The 15,900-nt window shown below is 69.3% G+C and carries 16 protein-coding genes and 2 tRNA genes; 15 read left to right on the top strand and 3 right to left on the bottom strand.

Annotation, left to right across the window (positions count from 1 at the left end; all coding sequences use genetic code 11):
• The first annotated feature begins 3 nt into the window (after positions 1-3).
• The 12 genes from AB0O24_RS10710 to AB0O24_RS10655 all read left to right on the top strand — a co-directional run bounded on the left by AB0O24_RS10710 (position 4) and on the right by AB0O24_RS10655 (position 10,919).
• Complete coding sequence (locus tag AB0O24_RS10710) at positions 4-384, top strand: hypothetical protein (protein WP_275800283.1); 381 nt, start codon at positions 4-6, stop codon at positions 382-384.
• Positions 385-431: 47 nt separating this feature from the next.
• A complete protein-coding gene (gene recO, locus AB0O24_RS10705; protein ID WP_058613112.1) occupies positions 432-1,160 on the top strand; it encodes a DNA repair protein RecO in 729 nt (242 codons plus the stop codon).
• Positions 1,157-1,963: an isoprenyl transferase gene (locus AB0O24_RS10700; RefSeq protein WP_275800286.1), complete on the top strand. Its 807-nt coding sequence runs from the start codon at positions 1,157-1,159 to the stop codon at positions 1,961-1,963. Before recO ends, AB0O24_RS10700 begins: the two co-directional genes overlap by 4 nt.
• Positions 1,964-2,009: 46 nt before the next feature.
• Entirely contained in the window at positions 2,010-2,693 is a 684-nt protein-coding gene (locus AB0O24_RS10695) for a DsbA family oxidoreductase (protein ID WP_058595605.1), read from the top strand.
• An 81-nt stretch (positions 2,694-2,774) separates the two neighbouring features.
• Positions 2,775-3,941 carry a tRNA dihydrouridine synthase DusB gene (gene dusB, locus AB0O24_RS10690; protein ID WP_275800287.1) on the top strand — a complete coding sequence of 389 codons (1,167 nt, stop codon included), beginning with the start codon at positions 2,775-2,777 and terminating at the stop codon, positions 3,939-3,941.
• Between the two features lies 1 nt (position 3,942).
• Complete coding sequence (locus AB0O24_RS10685) at positions 3,943-5,265, top strand: deoxyguanosinetriphosphate triphosphohydrolase (protein WP_275800288.1); 1,323 nt, start codon at positions 3,943-3,945, stop codon at positions 5,263-5,265.
• Positions 5,265-7,103 carry a DNA primase gene (gene dnaG / locus AB0O24_RS10680; protein WP_275800290.1) on the top strand — a complete coding sequence of 613 codons (1,839 nt, stop codon included), beginning with the start codon at positions 5,265-5,267 and terminating at the stop codon, positions 7,101-7,103. The genes AB0O24_RS10685 and dnaG overlap by 1 nt, the downstream gene beginning before the upstream one ends.
• An 89-nt stretch (positions 7,104-7,192) precedes the next feature.
• Entirely contained in the window at positions 7,193-7,966 is a 774-nt protein-coding gene (locus AB0O24_RS10675; protein WP_275800291.1) for an ATP-binding cassette domain-containing protein, read from the top strand.
• 62 nt (positions 7,967-8,028) lie between these two features.
• Positions 8,029-8,101: transfer RNA gene (locus AB0O24_RS10670), tRNA-Asn, on the top strand.
• 130 nt (positions 8,102-8,231) lie between these two features.
• Positions 8,232-9,170 carry a glutaminase A gene (gene glsA / locus AB0O24_RS10665; RefSeq protein WP_363374750.1) on the top strand — a complete coding sequence of 313 codons (939 nt, stop codon included), beginning with the start codon at positions 8,232-8,234 and terminating at the stop codon, positions 9,168-9,170.
• Positions 9,171-9,240: 70 nt separating this feature from the next.
• Positions 9,241-9,615, top strand: coding sequence for a hypothetical protein (locus AB0O24_RS10660; RefSeq protein WP_058595611.1), 375 nt, complete (start codon positions 9,241-9,243; stop codon positions 9,613-9,615).
• Positions 9,615-10,919, top strand: coding sequence for a glutathionylspermidine synthase family protein (locus AB0O24_RS10655; RefSeq protein ID WP_363374747.1), 1,305 nt, complete (start codon positions 9,615-9,617; stop codon positions 10,917-10,919). The genes AB0O24_RS10660 and AB0O24_RS10655 overlap by 1 nt, the downstream gene beginning before the upstream one ends.
• Positions 10,920-10,949: 30 nt before the next feature.
• Here the strand turns inward: AB0O24_RS10655 and def are convergent, their stop codons facing one another.
• A complete protein-coding gene (gene def / locus AB0O24_RS10650) occupies positions 10,950-11,516 on the bottom strand; it encodes a peptide deformylase (protein WP_081317250.1) in 567 nt (188 codons plus the stop codon).
• A 41-nt stretch (positions 11,517-11,557) separates the two neighbouring features.
• Here def and AB0O24_RS10645 point away from each other — a divergent pair, with 41 nt between their 5' ends.
• Both AB0O24_RS10645 and AB0O24_RS10640 read left to right on the top strand, forming a co-directional pair.
• Entirely contained in the window at positions 11,558-12,520 is a 963-nt protein-coding gene (locus AB0O24_RS10645; protein ID WP_275800295.1) for a DMT family transporter, read from the top strand.
• 106 nt (positions 12,521-12,626) lie between these two features.
• Positions 12,627-12,700: transfer RNA gene (locus AB0O24_RS10640), tRNA-Ile, on the top strand.
• Positions 12,701-12,825: 125 nt separating this feature from the next.
• Here the strand turns inward: AB0O24_RS10640 and AB0O24_RS10635 are convergent.
• Both AB0O24_RS10635 and AB0O24_RS10630 read right to left on the bottom strand, forming a co-directional pair.
• Positions 12,826-13,869, bottom strand: coding sequence for a methionine synthase (locus AB0O24_RS10635; protein ID WP_275800297.1), 1,044 nt, complete (start codon positions 13,867-13,869; stop codon positions 12,826-12,828).
• Positions 13,866-14,846, bottom strand: a complete 981-nt coding sequence (locus tag AB0O24_RS10630) for a putative oxygenase MesX (protein WP_363374744.1) — start codon at positions 14,844-14,846, stop codon at positions 13,866-13,868. Before AB0O24_RS10630 ends, AB0O24_RS10635 begins: the two co-directional genes overlap by 4 nt.
• A 103-nt stretch (positions 14,847-14,949) precedes the next feature.
• Here AB0O24_RS10630 and AB0O24_RS10625 point away from each other — a divergent pair, with 103 nt between their 5' ends.
• Positions 14,950-15,900 (top strand): LysR family transcriptional regulator, encoded by a 951-nt coding sequence (locus AB0O24_RS10625; protein ID WP_058614453.1) that lies wholly within the window; start codon positions 14,950-14,952, stop codon positions 15,898-15,900.

The following is a 15,900-nucleotide window of genomic DNA, read 5'->3' as shown; positions in this document are numbered from 1 at the left end:
GACATGGATCGACAGCTCTGCGTCACCCCGCTCAACGCGCAGGTCGCGATTTTCTCCCCGGGCGCGCCCGAGTTCCCGGAGTGGGAGACCGGCGACGAACCGGCCGTGGCGACGACGACGGCAATCCTGATCGCCACCCGAGACGACCTGGCGGGGGAGGTCACGCTCCGCGTCCGCATCGACGCAGCGCCCGTCGACGGTTTCGCCGAGGTCCTCACCGCAACGCTTCTCCTCTCCGACGGCGTCGTCGCGTTCGGGTCCTTCCTGTCCGGAGAGATCGAACGGATGCCACTTCCCACCGCCGGCGCCCACCTCGCGACCGTGTCCGTCGACGTCCCGGGCGAAGCGAGCAGCGTTCTCGTCACCCTGACGCCCGCGTCCTGAGGCGCGGCGCACCGCCGCCTCTCGGCATCCGGGTCCGATAATGGACTGTGCCCACCTACCGCGACGAGGTCGTGGTCCTGCGTACCCACAAGCTCGGGGAGGCGGACCGCATCCTCACCCTCCTCAGCCGCCGCAACGGCAAGATCCGCGCGGTCGCGAAGGGCGTGCGCCGCACGTCGTCGAAGTTCGGGTCGCGCCTGGAGCCCTTCATGGTCGCCGACGTGCAGCTGTTCAAGGGGCGCAACCTCGACATCGTGCAGCAGGCCGAGTCGCTCGGCTCGTACGGAGCCGACATCGTCGTCAACTACGACCGATACACCACCGCCAGCGCGATGGTCGAGACCGCCGACCGACTGAACGAGGCGGAGGCCACCCCGCAGCAGTACCTTCTGCTCGTGGGCGGTCTGCGCTCCCTCGCGCGCGGCGATCACTCGGAGCGCAGCGTCCTCGATTCCTATCTGCTCCGCGCCATGGCCCTCTCGGGCTGGGCGCCGGGGCTGACCGAGTGCGCGCGCTGCGGCACGGTCGGCGACCACCCGTACTTCCTCGCCCAGCTCGGCGGCGTCGTGTGCTCGACGTGCGCTCCCGCGGGCTCGCCCCGGGTCGCGCGTGAGACGGTCGACATGCTCCGCGCCCTCATGGCGGGGGAGTGGGAGACCATCGACGCCGCCCCCGGACGCACGATCTCGGCGGCCTCGGGTCTCGTGGCCGCGTACGCGCAGTTCCATCTGGAGCGTGGCATCCGTTCCCTCTCGCACCTGGAGACGCACCGATGACGCCCAAGCCGTTCACGCACCGCGACGCCGTGCCGTACCGCCCCCTCGACTGGACGGGGGAGTACCCGCCCGCGTACCCGAAAGGGTCGGTTCCCGAGCACGTCGCGATCGTCATGGACGGCAACGGCCGCTGGGCCAACCGTCAGGGGCTCACGCGCATCGAAGGGCACCGGCAGGGCGAGGCCGCGTTGCTGGACGTCGTGGCCGGGGCGATCCAGGCCGGGGTGAAGCACCTGTCGGTGTATGCGTTCTCGACCGAGAACTGGTCGCGCTCACCCGAGGAAGTGCGCTTTCTCATGGGCTTCAACCGCGAGGTGCTGCACCGCCGCCGCGATCAGCTGAACGAGTGGGACGTGCGCATCCGCTGGTCAGGTCGCAAGCCGCGCCTCTGGGGCTCGGTCATCAAGGAGCTCCAGCACGCGGAACGCCTCACCGAGGGCAACTCGACCCTGACGCTGACGATGTGCGTCAACTACGGCGGGCGGGTGGAGATCGTGGATGCCATGCGCCGCATCGGCGACGACATCGCCGCCGGCAAGCTCAAGCCGTCCGCCGTGACCGAGAAGCTGATCCGCAAGCACCTGTACCAGCCCGACATGCCCGACGTCGACCTCTTCGTGCGGTCGAGCGGCGAACAGCGCACCTCGAACTTCCTGCTGTGGGAGTCGGCGTACGCCGAGATGGTCTTCCTCGACACGCTGTGGCCCGACTTCCGCCGCACGCACCTGTGGGAAGCCATCGGGCTGTACCTCTCGCGCGATCGACGGTTCGGCGGCGCGATCGACACCCCCACCGGGAAATGAATACCGCGATCGGAATAGATCGCTCACCTGAAGGGTTGTGCCCGATATGACGGATGCCATCAAGATCGACGTGTGGAGTGACATCGCCTGCCCCTGGTGCTACATCGGCAAGCGGAACCTCGAGAACGGCCTGGCCGCCACGGCCGACGACGACGACGCCCCGGTCGTCGAGATCGAGTACCACTCGTTCGAGCTCTCGCCCGACACCCCCGAGGACTTCCACGGCGGCGAGGTCGACTACCTCTCGCAGCACAAGGGCATCTCTCCAGACCAGGCACGCGAGATGCTCGATCGCGTCACCGGCGTCGCCGCCGAGGCGGGACTGGCGTACCGCTTCGACATCCTCCAGCACACCAACACCGTCAAAGCCCACGAGCTGCTGCACTTCGCGAAGGAGAACGGCAAGCAGCTGGAGCTGGCCGAGGTCCTCATGTCGGCGTACTTCCTCGAGGGCAAGCACGTGGGTCGCGACGACGACCTCGTCGCTCTGGCGGTGGAGGTCGGTCTCGACGAGGATGCCGCCCGTGAGGCCCTCGCATCGCAGCGCTACCGTGCCGCGGTCCGCGCCGACCAGGAGCAGGCGCAGCAGTTCGGGATCACGGGCGTGCCGTTCTTCGTGATCGACGGCAAGTACGGGGTGAGTGGAGCGCAGCCGGTCGAGGCGTTCAGCCAGATCGCCCGTCAGGTGTGGGGCGAGCGCCGCGAGGCATCCGCGACCGCCGACGCCTGACTTTTCCTCCACAGCGGTGTCCGCACCCGGCTTCGGCCGGAGCGGGCACCGCTGTCGCACGACGTCTGGGAGAATGAGACAGTGAACACGGCATTGGCTCCGGCGCGGACGCTCCGCATCGGCAACATCGAGCTCGACGCCCCCGTCGTCCTCGCTCCGATGGCCGGCATCACGAACACGGCGTTCCGTCGCCTGTGTCGCGAGTACGGTGCCGGGCTGTACGTGAGCGAGATGATCACGACGCGCGCCCTCGTCGAGCGCAACGACACGACCATGCGGCTGATCCGCCACCACGAGTCCGAGACCCCGCGTTCGATCCAGCTCTACGGCGTCGACCCGGCGACGGTCGAAGCGGCCGTGCGCATCATCGTCGACGAAGACCACGCTGACCACATCGACCTCAACTTCGGCTGCCCCGTTCCGAAGGTCACCCGGCGCGGCGGCGGTGCCGCCCTCCCGTGGAAGACGTCCCTGTTCCGTGAGATCGTCGAACGGGCGGTCCGCGCGGCGGGCGACAAGCCCCTCACGATCAAGATGCGCAAGGGCATCGACGCCGATCACCTGACCTACCTCGAGGCCGGGCGCATCGCCGAAGGAGCGGGAGTGGCATCCATCGCCCTGCACGCGCGCACCGCGAGCGAGTTCTACTCGGGCCACGCCGACTGGTCGGCGATCACGAAGCTGAAAGAGACCGTCACGAGCGTGCCGGTCCTCGGCAACGGCGACATCTGGTCGGCCGACGACGCCGCGCGCATAATGGCCGAGACCGGCTGCGACGGCGTCGTGGTCGGTCGCGGATGCCTCGGGCGCCCGTGGCTCTTCGGCGACCTCGCCCGGGCGCTGGGCCAGCCGGGCGCCGCCCACTGCGAGCCCGTCGACGCGACCCTGGGATTCGTCGCGAGAGCCTTCCGTCGCCACGCCGAACTCCTCGTCGAGTTCTTCGAAGACGAAGGGCGCGGATGCCGCGACATCCGCAAGCACGTCGCCTGGTACTTCAAGGGGTACCCCGTCGGCGGGGAGCTGCGGGCGAGCCTCGCGACCGCGTCGACCCTCGACGAGATCGACGAGCTACTCGCGACCATGGAGCTCGACGCCCCCTACCCGGGGGCAGCGGCCGAGGGCCAGCGCGGTCGCGCGGGCACGCCGAAGCGTCCCGCGCTGCCGGACGGCTGGCTCGACTCGCGCGAGATCGGCGACGCCGCCGGCCGCGAACTCGCCGAAGCGGAGCTGCACCACAGTGGCGGCTGAGGTGACGGTGGCCTCCGCCCGCCCCCTCGGGTACGCGGATGCCGATGCCGCCCGGTTCCACGAAGAGAAGCACCGCTCGCAGCGCGACGACTTCGCGCGCGATCGTGCCCGCGTGCTGCACTCCGCGGCACTCCGGCGTCTCGCGGCGAAGACGCAGGTGCTGAGCCCCGCGAGCCCGGCCGACTTCGCGCGCAATCGCCTCACGCACTCGCTCGAGGTCGCGCAGGTCGGGCGCGAGCTCGCCACCGCGCTGCAGCTCTCACCCGACGTCGTCGACACGGCCTGCCTCAGCCACGACCTCGGTCACCCCCCGTTCGGCCACAACGGCGAGCGGGCGCTGAACGACTGGGCGTCCGACATCGGCGGCTTCGAGGGCAACGCGCAAACCCTGCGCATCCTCACGCGCCTCGAGCCCAAGGTGTTCGGCGCCGAAGGGGAGCCGTTCGGTCTCAACCTGACGCGCGCCAGCCTCGACGCCACCTGCAAATACCCGTGGACGGTCGACGAGCCCGTGCCCGACCCGGGCGGGCGTCTGAAGTTCGGCGTCTACCCCGACGACGAACCGGTCTTCCACTGGATGCGCGGGGGAGCCCCCGCCCGACAGCGCTGCATCGAGGCAGAGGTCATGGACCTCTCCGACGACATCGCGTACTCGGTGCACGATTTCGAAGACGCCGTCGTCAACCGGTACGTCGATCCCGCCCGGCTGGCATCCCGGGTCGGTCGTGAGGGGCTGCTCGACGCGATCCAGCGCTGGGTCGGGTACGACTTCGTGCGCGACGACCTCGCGCAGGCGCTCGACCGGCTCATGGCCATGCCCGAGTGGATCCACTCCTTCGACGGCACGCGCCCCGCTCTCGCCCGGCTGAAGAACCTCACCTCCGACCTCATCGGACGCTTCGCGCGCGCCGCGACCGCGGCCACGCGCGAGGCCTACCCGGCCGACGAGCTCACGCGCTACCGCGCGCGCGTCATCGTCCCCGCCGAGGTCGAGACCGAGATGGCCGTGCTGAAGGGCATCATCGGCGCGACCGTGGTCTCGATCGACGGCCGCAAGGTTCTGTACCGCGAGCAGCGGAACGTGCTCAAGCGCTTGGCATCCGCCCTCTGGGAGAACCCGGGAGCCCTCGACGCGTTGCACGCCCCCGATTTCGCCGCCGCGGCGGACGACACCGCTCGCCGCCGGGTCGTCGTCGACCAGGTCGCGAGCCTGACCGACCAACTCGCGATCGCCTGGCACAACCGGTTGGTCGGAGAAGTCGATGCCGCCGAGCTCGGCGTCTGGGCCCCCGGCTCCCGTGCGCCCCGCGGGGCGGATGCCTGATGGCCCGAATCCGCCAGTCCGACATCGACGAGGTCAAAGCGCGGGTCAACATCGCGGACGTCGTCGGTGAGCGCGTCGCGCTGAAGTCGGCGGGCGTCGGCTCGATGAAGGGGCTCTGTCCCTTCCACGACGAGCGCAGTCCGAGTTTCCACGTGCGACCGCAGGTCGGCTACTACCACTGCTTCGGGTGTGGCGAGTCGGGAGACGTCTACTCGTTCCTGCGAGCGATGGATCACGTCTCGTTCACCGAGGCCGTCGAGCGGATGGCCGCGCGCGTGGGCTACACGCTGCACTACGAAGACGGCGGCCCCGCCCCCGAGACGACCGGGCGCTCGCGCCTGTACGCCGCGAACGCCGCGGCCGCCGAGTTCTTCCGCGCGCAGCTCATGACGCCCGAGGCCGAGACCGGCCGGCGCTTCCTCGGCGACCGCGGCTTCGACGCCGGCGCCGCGGCGCACTTCGGCGTCGGTTATGCACCGAAAGGCTGGTCGCACCTCATGGACCACCTCCTCGCGCAGAAGTTCACGCGCGAGGAGCTGTTGCAGGCGGGCCTCGTGTCGCAAGGCCAGCGCGGGGTTTACGACCGATTCCGCGGCCGGCTCGTGTGGCCCATCCGCGATGTGACCGGCCAGGTCATCGGCTTCGGCGCGCGCAAGCTGTACGACGACGACCAGGGACCGAAATACCTCAACACCCCCGAGACGCCGATCTACAAGAAGGCGCAGGTGCTCTACGGCCTCGACCTCGCGAAGCGCGACATCTCGCGCTCGCATCGGGTCGTCGTGGTCGAGGGCTACACCGACGTCATGGCGTGCCACCTCGCGGGCGTCACCACCGCGATCGCGTCGTGCGGAACCGCGTTCGGCAGCGACCACATCACCGTGCTCCGCCGCGTGATGGGCGACGACAGCTCGTCGGGCGAGGTGGTCTTCACCTTCGATCCGGATGCCGCCGGCCAGAAGGCGGCGCTGCGCGCCTTCGCCGACGAGAAGCGCTTCGCGGCCCAGACCTACGTCGCCGTGGCTCCCGAGGGTCTCGACCCGTGCGATCTGCGCCTCCAGCGCGGAGACGGCGCCGTGCGGGCCCTCATGGACACCAAAGCGCCGATGTTCGAGTTCGTCATCGACCAGCGGCTGAAGGACTTCGACCTCGGGAGCGTCGAAGGTCGCGCGGGGGCGCTTCGCGCGGCCGCCCCGATCGTCGCCGACATCCGCGATCCCGCGCTACGCCCCGGCTACGTCCGGGTGCTCGCCCGCCGCCTCGGTCTCGACATGCCCGAGGTGCAGGCCGCGGTCGAACGGGCGGCGCGCGGCGCCGATCGGGCCGAGAAACGTCACGCGCAGAAGGGGCAGGATTCAGCTCCGGTGGCGATCTCGGTCACCCTAGCCTCGCTTCCCAACACCCGTGACGTCGCCCTCGAGCGCGGCGCGATGATGGCGTTCCTGCAGTACGGGCACCGGATCGAGCCCGAGCTCTTCCTCCGCGCGCTGCAGACGCCGTTCGGCCATCCCGCCCTCGAGGCCGTGCGCAGCGCCCTGGCATCCACCGATCTGTCGCAACCCGGCTGGGCCGTGACCGCCGTCGAGTCGGTTCGCGAGCCGTTCCGCTCGCTCGCCGCCGAACTGCTGACGGCCGAGTTCCCCGCTCGCACCGAGGAAGGCGCGGTCGTCGCGGCCAACGACCTCTCGCGTCGACTCCTCGTCCGAGAGATCGAACGGGAGAAGGCCGAACTCGTACGCGAGGTGCAGCGCGTGCCCGCCGACACCGACGAAGGGCGGCGCCTCGGCATGAGACTGCGCGACCTCGAAGCGGACCGCCAGCGGCTCATCGCGTCCTGACCGTCCCCTCCAACGGCACGCGCTACCGCACCGGCGTGTCGAGAGGGAAGCCCGATGCGTCCGCGCGGCTCTTCAGGGAGGATGAGGGAATGCCCCGGACCCTCGACACCGACGTCGCCATCCGCGCCGACGATCTCTCGCTTGCCCGTGGGGGCACCCGGGTGATCGACGGCATCACCCTGAAGCTGCCCTTCGCGCAGACGCTCGTCGTGAGAGGCGCGACGGGATCCGGCAAGACCTCCCTGGTGTCGATGCTCGCGGGCCGCCCCGACGAAGGGCTCAGCGTCGTCGGGGGGGAGGCGTACGTCCACGGCATCTCGGCCCGGCGTCCGGGTCGCGCGCACCGCGAGTGGACGTTCCACACGGGCTACCTGCCGCAAGGAGCCGGCGCGTCGTTGCCCTCGCGTCTGACGGTGCAGGACGTCATCGCCGAGCCCATCACGAGCCGCGACCGCCGCGTCAACAGCCGCGCGCTCGCCGTGCGCGTCGCGACGCTCCTCGACGAGATGGAGCTCCCACTCGGCACCGCACCGAAGTATCCCTACGAGCTCAGCGCGGGCATGCGTCAGCGGGTGGCCCTCGCCCGGGCGTTCGTGCTCGAGCCGCGCCTCTTCGTGGCCGACGACCTCTACGCCAACCTCGACGTCGAAGTGCGCGCGGCCGCTCGCGCGTCGATCGTGCGCCGACGCGACGAGCGCGGCATGGCGTCGCTCGTCGTGACGAACGATGCCGATGCGCCCACCGACCTCGATGCCGACGTTCTGGTGCTGCACGGCGGGCACGCCGTCGCTCTCGGTCATGGCTCGGACGAACTGCAGTGGACCCCGGGCGGCGCGCCCGACCGACGCGTTTCGACGGCCTGATTTTTCGACTACCCCGCGGTGCTGTTAGTATCGTGTGGTTGCCCGCCGCAAGGCGCGCATGATCCTCGGTAGCTCAATTGGCAGAGCAATCGGCTGTTAACCGATAGGTTCTTGGTTCGAGTCCAAGCCGGGGAGCGAGAGACCCACGCCCATCTAGCGTGGCTCTCACCCTAGGCCCGGGCTTCCACCCCGGGCCTTACCTTTTGTCCGCACGTCGCGGCTCACACGCGACCCGCGGGGCGGGGATGCCTGCGAGGCTGGGGGAGTGACCCCCGCACTCGACCCCGCCCGCTACGACCTCGACTCCCTGCGAACGCGCCTTCTTCCTGAGCGCGGGGGAGAGGTGGATGACAGCATTCCCCAGCTCGCGGAGGCCGATCCCGACCTCTGTGCGCTCGCCCTCGCCCTTCCGGACGGCACCGTGCGACGCAGTCGCGACGCCGACGTGGCGTTCAGCATTCAATCGGCGGTGAAGCCGTTCCTCTTCGCCCTGGCGCTGCGGGACACCAACGGCGACGCCCTCGACCGGGTCGGGATCGAGCCGACGGGGGAGTCCTTCGACGCGATCAAACTCGAAAGCGGAACGGGCCGACCCCCGAACCCGATGGTGAACGCGGGCGCCCTGCTGACAGCGTCGCTCGTGGACGGTGGAAACGCCGAGGAGCGCAGTGCCCGCATCGCGCGTGGGCTCGCGGCCTTCGCGGGCCGCGAGCTCGACGTGGACGAGGACGTCGCGCACAACGAACACCTCCTCGGCGACCGGAACCACGCCCTCGCGCACCTCATGCGGGCGGAGGGCACGCTCGCCGTGTCCGCCGACGACGCCGTCGCGGTCTACGCCCGCGCCTGCGCGACGCTCGTGGATGCCGAGACCCTCGCGATCATGGGAGCAACCCTGGCGCTCGGCGGCGTCAATCCGTGCACCGGCGACCGGGTGATCCCGGAGCGCGTCGCACGCGACGTCGTCTCGGTGATGGCGACGTGCGGTGTCTACGACGGTTCCGGTCGATGGATGCGAGCCGTCGGCATCCCGGCGAAGTCCAGCGTGTCGGGGGCGATCGTCCTGTCGGCACCCGGCCGCCTCGGTGCGGCCGTCGTCAGCCCGCCCCTCGACGCTCAGGGCACGAGCGTGCGCGGACACCGCGCGAGCGAGGTGCTCAGTGAAGAACTCGACCTGCACTCCTTCGCAACCCGCCACGGCTGACCCTCGGGTCGTCGCGGGTGTGAGAGCATCGGCGAGGACGCGGCTCCGTGGCGTCCACGAAGGAGTTCCGATGCCACCCACCGCACGCCGCCGCGCCTCTCGCAGCGTGACGATCGGGGTCGTCGCGGCCCTCGCCGCATCTCTCACCGGGTGCGGTCAGGGCACCAACGTCTCGGAGGACTACGCGCAGATCTGCCGCGACAACGCGACCGAGAAACGCCTCCCCGACGACGACTGCAACAACCACGGCGGAACGGCCCACTGGTACTACCTGCCGCTGGGCTCCAGCGGGCGGAACGTGCCCGCCGTCGGACAGCCCGCGACGGGAGGCACCGACGCGCTGCCGTCGGGCAAGACCGCCGCGAAGGGCATCTCCGGCGACGGCGCCAGCGTCTCCCGCGGTGGCTTCGGCGGCTCGGGATCCGACGGAAGCCACGGCGGCTGATGCGCCGCATCGAACTGGCGCCCCGGCCGGACTGGGAGCGGACCATCAAGCAGTCCGGTCTCATCTACTCGCGATCGCTGCGCGACGACGGGTCTGCGGTCGAGTACTGGAACGATGGCGCGGCGTACGTGTTCACGCTTCCCGAGGTCGAAGCGCTCGAGAAGCAGACCGAAGAGCTGCACCGCATTAGCCGCGAGGCCGCCCGGTACATGGCATCCGGAGAACTCGGCCACCTCGGACTCACCCCTCAGGCGTTCGAGTTCGCGCAGTGGTCGCTCGAGCAGGACGAGCCCGACGTGTACGCGCGGTTCGACCTCGCGTACGCCGGCGACGGTTCCCCGGCGAAGATGCTCGAGTACAACGCCGACACCCCCACCGGGCTGATCGAAGCGTCGCTGACGCAGTGGTTCTGGCTGCAGGACCGGATCAAGAGCGGCGCGCTCCCCGCCGACACCGACCAGTGGAACGGGCTGCACGAAGCGCTCGTCGAGCGTTGGCGCGTTCTTCTGCACCGATCGCTCCGCGAGGGCGAGGGCGGGCGCCTGTTCGTCGCGCACTCGGATGCCGACATCTACGGCGAGGACTGGGACACCGTCGCCTACATGCGCGACCTCGCGGGCGAGGCGGGCTGGGAGCACACCGGCATCGAGATGAAGGACATCGGCTGGCACCACGGCGCGCGCCAGTTCGTGGGCGTGCCGGAACCGTGGGGCTCGTCGCGCAGCGTCAACGCACTGCCCGGCGACGCTCCGGGTACGCAGTACCCGGTGATCCGCAACCTCTTCAAGCTCTACCCCTGGGAGGACGTGGTCTCAGGCGACGACCGGGTCGTCGGCGACCAGGAGTTCGGGTCGCTGCTCATCGCCGGTCGCGGCCTGTTCGGACGCTGGTTCGAGCCCGCGTGGAAGATGTTCCTCTCGAACAAGCTGCTGCTCGTCGCGCTGTGGCGCCTCTACCCCGACCACCCGAACCTGCTGCCGGCGTACGCTGACGGACCGAACGGCATGACCGACTACGTCGTCAAACCCGTCTTCGGCCGCGAGGGCGACGGCATCCGGGTCCACCGCGCCGACGGGAGCGTGACCACGAACGGTCAGGAGTACCGCCGCGAAGGAACGGGACGCGAGCGTGTCTGGCAGCAGTACCACGAGCTGCCCGACTTCCCCGGGTCGAACGGGAGCAACCACCCCGTGCTCGGGTCGTGGGTCGTGAGCGACGAGGCGTTCGGGGTCGGCATCCGCGAATCCGACGGGCCGATCACCGACTACTTCTGCCGCTTAGCGCCGAACATCATCGAGAGCTGAGCTCTCGCGGGGCCCCACACGCGTCGATGCTCACGCGTCGATGTCGTCGACTCCCGGCATCCACGACGCACCAGGCTTACCCCACTTGCGCTTCTTCGCGATCTTCGCGACCACCCGGCTGTCCTCGTCGTCGAGGCGATCGACGTACAGGATGCCGTCGAGGTGATCGAACTCGTGCTGGAGGATGCGCGCACGCCAACCGGTGACCTCGATGCGGACGGGCTGCCCGTCGAGGTCGACGCCCGTGAGCAGCGCCGCGTCGGAGCGGCGGAGGGGGAAGCGCTCGCCCGGGAACGACAGGCACCCCTCGGACTCGTCGTCGGGATCGGGGTAACCGGGTTCGAGCGGGCGGATCCACAGCTCCGGGTTGATGACGACGCCCCGCCACGGCAGGCCCTCGTCGTCTTCGTACGTGTACGTGAAGATGCGCAGTCCCACTCCCACCTGGGGTGCGGCGAGACCGACGCCGGGGGCGGCATCCATCGTCTCGAACATATCGGCGACGAGGGTGCGCACCTCTTCGGTGATCTCGTCGACGCGGGCGGCGGGAGCGTGCAGCACGGGATCACCCATGATGCGAATCGGGAGAACGGCCACGTCACCAGCCTAATCGCGGAGGCGGCGGCTATCGTCGGAGGGTGATCCCGCTCGATGTCTCCCTCAGCGACGGAATCGACCAACTCGTCGGTGTCTTCCGCGACCCCCGCATCCTCCTCGGCATCCCGCTCGCCCTTCTCGGGGCGGTGTTCATGTCGTTCGGGGCGCAGTACCAGCACCGCGGGGTGCAGAAGGTCGAGCGCCTCTCGGGCAAGACCACCGGCGGACTCTCTCGCAAGCAGCTGACCTCGCTCCTCACGCGTCCGTCGTGGGTGGCGGGCACGGTCATGCTCGGCCTCGCGATCGTGTGCCAGCTCGCGGCCCTCTCGGTCGCGCCGCTGATCCTCGTGCAGCCGCTCGGGGCGATCGCACTCGTCATCACGACGGTGCTGAACGCTCGGGTGTCACGGCACAAGCCGACGCGTCAGTCGCTCGTCGCGATCGCGCTGTGTGTCGGCGGCATTCTCGTCTTCGTCACGATCGCGGCGTTCTTCGCCACCGAGCACGTGGTCACCGAGCGCGAGCTACTGATCATCCTCGGCATCCTGGCCGTGGTCGTCGTCGTCTTCGGGGTGTTCTGGATCCTCGTCCGCCGCAAGGCCCAGGCGCTGTTCTACATCATGGCCGCCGGCGTCATCTACGGCTTCGTCGCCACCCTCGCGAAGGTCGTCATCAGCCGCGCGCAGGCCGGCGACTTCGAGTGGCTGACCCTGCTGTGCCTGGTGGCGTTGCTCGCCGCTGTCGCCGTGGGCGCGTACTTCGTGCAGACGGCGTACTCGGTCGGCCCGCCCGACCTCGTGATCGCGGGACTCACCGTGATCGACCCGATCGTGGCCGTGCTCATCGGCCTGCTCGTGCTCGGCGAGGCCTCGACGGCCCCCGCGTGGGCGCTCATCGGTTTCGTCATCGCCGGCGCGATCGCCACCTGGGGTGTGATCCAGCTGACCAAGCATCACCCGCAGGTGACCGCCGACGGCAAGCCCAAGCAGCCGCGCGTCCACTGACTCGGCGGGACCTTTCGCGTCGATAGCCGGTCGACGGGAGTTTCGGCGGCGAGCCGCGTCGACCGTCGGCGAGGAACAACGGATGCCGGTAGGCTCGTCGTCGCTGGGGGCGGTGGCCAAGCTGGTCAAGGCAGCGGGCTCATAACCCGACGATCGTGGGTTCAAGTCCCACCCGCCCTACCCATTTGCCTCACCCGGGCCCGTCGGCGTGACGCACGGAGGGCCGGGGACGAGCGGAGGGCCGGGGACCCGGCATCCCTCCGCCTCTCGTCCCCGGCCCTCCCGCCGTCACCCCGCGTCGCGCGTCAGACCAGCACCGGCGCAGACACCTCATCGCGGACGATCGCGGCGCCCGCCGACAGCGCGCTCATCTTCTCGAGCGCCACGCGGCGCGGCAGGGGAGCCATGCCGCAGTTGGTCGAGGGGATGAGCTTGTCGGCGTCGACGAACTGCAGGGCGCGACGCAGCGTCTCGGCGACCTCTCCGGGCGTCTCGATCGATTCGGTCGAGACGTCGATCGCGCCGAGCATGACCTTCTTGCCGCGGATGAGCTCGATGAGGTCGATCGGCACGTGGGAGTGGTGGCTCTCGAGCGAGACAGCGTCGATCGTGGATCGCTGCAGGAGGGGGAACGACTCCTCGTACTGGCGCCACTCGGAGCCGAGCGTCGCCTTCCAGTCGTTGTTCGCCTTGATGCCGTAGCCGTAGCAGATGTGCACGACGGTCTCGGCGCGAAGCCCCTCGGCGGCGCGCTCGAGGGCCGCGACGCCCCAGTCCTTCATCTCGTCGAAGAACACGTTGAACGCCGGCTCGTCGAACTGGATGATGTCGACCCCTGCCGCTTCGAGCTCACGCGCCTCCTGGTTGAGGATCGTCGCAAACTCCCACGCGAGCTTCTCGCGACTGCGGTAGTGGCGGTCGGAGAGCGTGTCGATCATCGTCATGGGTCCGGGAAGGGCCCACTTGATCGGGCGGTCGGTCTGAGCGCGGAGGAAAGCGGCATCCTGAACGAACACCGGCTGACGCCGACTGACCGCTCCGACGACTGTCGGAACGCTCGCGTCGTAACGATTCCGGATGCGGACGGTCTCGCGGTTCTCGAAATCGACGCCGTCGAGGTGCTCGATGAACGTCGTCACGAAGTGCTGGCGCGTCTGCTCGCCGTCGCTGATGATGTCGATGCCGCGGCGCTCCTGCTCGTGGACGGCGGCGCGGAGGGCGTCGTGCTTCCCCTCGACGAGCTCGGCGCCCTCGAGCTCCCACGGCGCCCAGAGAACTTCAGGCCGCGCGAGCCACGCGGGCTTGGGGAGGCTGCCGACGAGAGCAGTGGGAAGAAGAGCCGAGGTCATCGCAGCACCGCCCCGAAGTTCGCAGCCCACGCGTCGAGAGCGGCGCGGTGCGGCTTCACGAAATGCTCCTCGGCGTAGCGTCCCTGCACCACGGCGAGCTGGCTGCGCTCCTCGCGGTCGTAGTCGATGTCGGTGCGCACGAAGTCGGGCTGGTCGAGGGTCGGGCGGTATTCCTCGCCGGCGGGGGTGATGGCGTTGTAGATCTCGGGTCGGTAGATCTTCTGGAACGTCTCCATCGTGGCAATCGTGCCCGCCAACTGCAGGTCGGTGTAGTCCGCGAGGAGGTCACCGCGGAAGTAGAACGCGAGAGGAGCGACACTGCCGCGCGGCATGAAGTACCGCACCCGCAGGCCCATCTTCGCGAAGTACTCGTCGGTGAGCGAGAACGCGTCCTGTTCGTACTCGACGCCGAGCACGGGGTGCACGACGCCGGTGCGGTGGTACGTGCGGCTGGTCGAGACGCTGATGCAGATCACCGGCGAGGACGGGAACCGCTCGCGGTACGCCGAGGAGTCGAGGAAGTACTGGAAGAGCTTGCCGTGGAGGTCGCCGAAGTCGTCGGGCACCGTGAACGCGCCCGCAGCCGCCTTGGCGGCCGGGAGGACCACGCTGAAGTCGTAATCGCGCAGGTACGACGAGAAGTTGTTGCCGACGATGCCCTGGTGCCGCTCGCCGGTCTCGGTGTCGACGATATGGACGTCGAGGACTTCGATGACGGGGAACTCCTCGTCGTCGGCGCCGTCGGCGAACGCGAGTTGCACCGACACGATGTCGAGCTCGACGCGATACCGGGCGTCGGCGGACAGCAGCTCGTTGAGTCGGCGATCCATCATCGACAGGGCGTTTCGGAGGTTCTGTCGGCGACCCTCGCCGCGAGCGAGGTTCGCGAAGTTGGTCGTGACGCGCGAGTTCTCCGCCGGGGCGTAGTCCTCGTCGAAACGGGTGGTGGTGATGCTGAACGTGATGTCGTTCGTCATGACGTGCCAATCAGAAGGGGTCGGATGCCGCTCCCTCATGGTGCTCGCACGGATCAGGCATCGGGTAATTCCACGCAACTATGCGTTGGTATAGCCTCAAGCTATGGCCCGTCGTCCGAGCGGCATCACGCTGCAGCAGCTCCAGTACTTCATCGAGGTCGCCGCCGAAGGGTCGATCAGTGCGGCGGCCGACCTGCTCTACGTCGCGCAGCCGACGATGTCGGCCGCGATGCGCGACCTCGAGAGTCGCGTCGGGCGGGACCTCCTCGCGCGCTCGGCCCGCGGAGTCACGCTCACCAATGACGGCGTGGAGTTCCTGGGGTACGCCCGTCAGGTCGTCGAGCAGGCGGAGCTGCTCGAACAGCGCTACCTGGGCCGGCCTCCGTCGCGCCGTCTCCTGGGCGTGTCGGCGCAGCACTACTCGTTCGTCGTCGACGCCTTCGTGCGGATGGTGCGAGCGACGGATGCCGCCGAGTACGAGTTCTCGCTCCGAGAGACGCGGACCTGGGACATCATCGAAGACGTCCGGACGCTGCGCAGCGAGCTCGGCATCCTGTTCCGCAACGACTTCAACCGCAACGTCATCGACAAGCTGCTGCGCGACTCGGGACTGGCGTTCCACCCGCTCTTCGTCGCCGACCCACACATCTTCGTGTCGCGGCGGAACCCGCTCGCGTCGCGTGAGCGGGCGACCCTCGACGACCTCGTGGCCCTGCCCCGTCTGACGTTCGACCAGGGTGCCAACAACTCGTTCTACTTCGCCGAGGAGATCCTCTCGACGCTCTCGAGCGCCCAGGAGATCCGCGTCTCGGATCGCGCCACGATCTTCAACCTCATGATCGGCCTCGACGGCTACACGATCTCAACGGGCATCATCAGCGACGACCTCGACCCCGAGATCGTCGCGGTGCCCCTCGACGTCGACGAGAAGATCGAGATCGGCTGGATCGGTCGCACGGCCATTCCCCTGACCGAGCAGGCCCAGCGCTACCTCGCCGAGGTGCGGACGGTCGTCGTCGAGGCGGGTGTCGCCCTGAGCGACCCCGCCGCGTAG

This window comes from Microbacterium sp. NPDC086615 (assembly GCF_040686055.1).
Classification (GTDB): domain Bacteria; phylum Actinomycetota; class Actinomycetes; order Actinomycetales; family Microbacteriaceae; genus Microbacterium.
This window is presented reverse-complemented; position numbering and strand designations above follow the sequence as displayed.

Coding starts and splice junctions, on each gene's coding strand:
- AB0O24_RS10655 (WP_363374747.1), top strand. CDS start 9,615: ATGCGCCGCATCGAACTGGCGCCCCGGCCGGACTGGGAGCGGACCATC.
- AB0O24_RS10695 (WP_058595605.1), top strand. CDS start 2,010: ATGACGGATGCCATCAAGATCGACGTGTGGAGTGACATCGCCTGCCCC.
- AB0O24_RS10625 (WP_058614453.1), top strand. CDS start 14,950: ATGGCCCGTCGTCCGAGCGGCATCACGCTGCAGCAGCTCCAGTACTTC.
- AB0O24_RS10630 (WP_363374744.1), bottom strand. CDS start 14,846: ATGACGAACGACATCACGTTCAGCATCACCACCACCCGTTTCGACGAG.
- AB0O24_RS10660 (WP_058595611.1), top strand. CDS start 9,241: ATGCCACCCACCGCACGCCGCCGCGCCTCTCGCAGCGTGACGATCGGG.
- dnaG (WP_275800290.1), top strand. CDS start 5,265: ATGGCCCGAATCCGCCAGTCCGACATCGACGAGGTCAAAGCGCGGGTC.
- AB0O24_RS10700 (WP_275800286.1), top strand. CDS start 1,157: ATGACGCCCAAGCCGTTCACGCACCGCGACGCCGTGCCGTACCGCCCC.
- AB0O24_RS10710 (WP_275800283.1), top strand. CDS start 4: ATGGATCGACAGCTCTGCGTCACCCCGCTCAACGCGCAGGTCGCGATT.
- AB0O24_RS10675 (WP_275800291.1), top strand. CDS start 7,193: ATGCCCCGGACCCTCGACACCGACGTCGCCATCCGCGCCGACGATCTC.
- AB0O24_RS10635 (WP_275800297.1), bottom strand. CDS start 13,869: ATGACCTCGGCTCTTCTTCCCACTGCTCTCGTCGGCAGCCTCCCCAAG.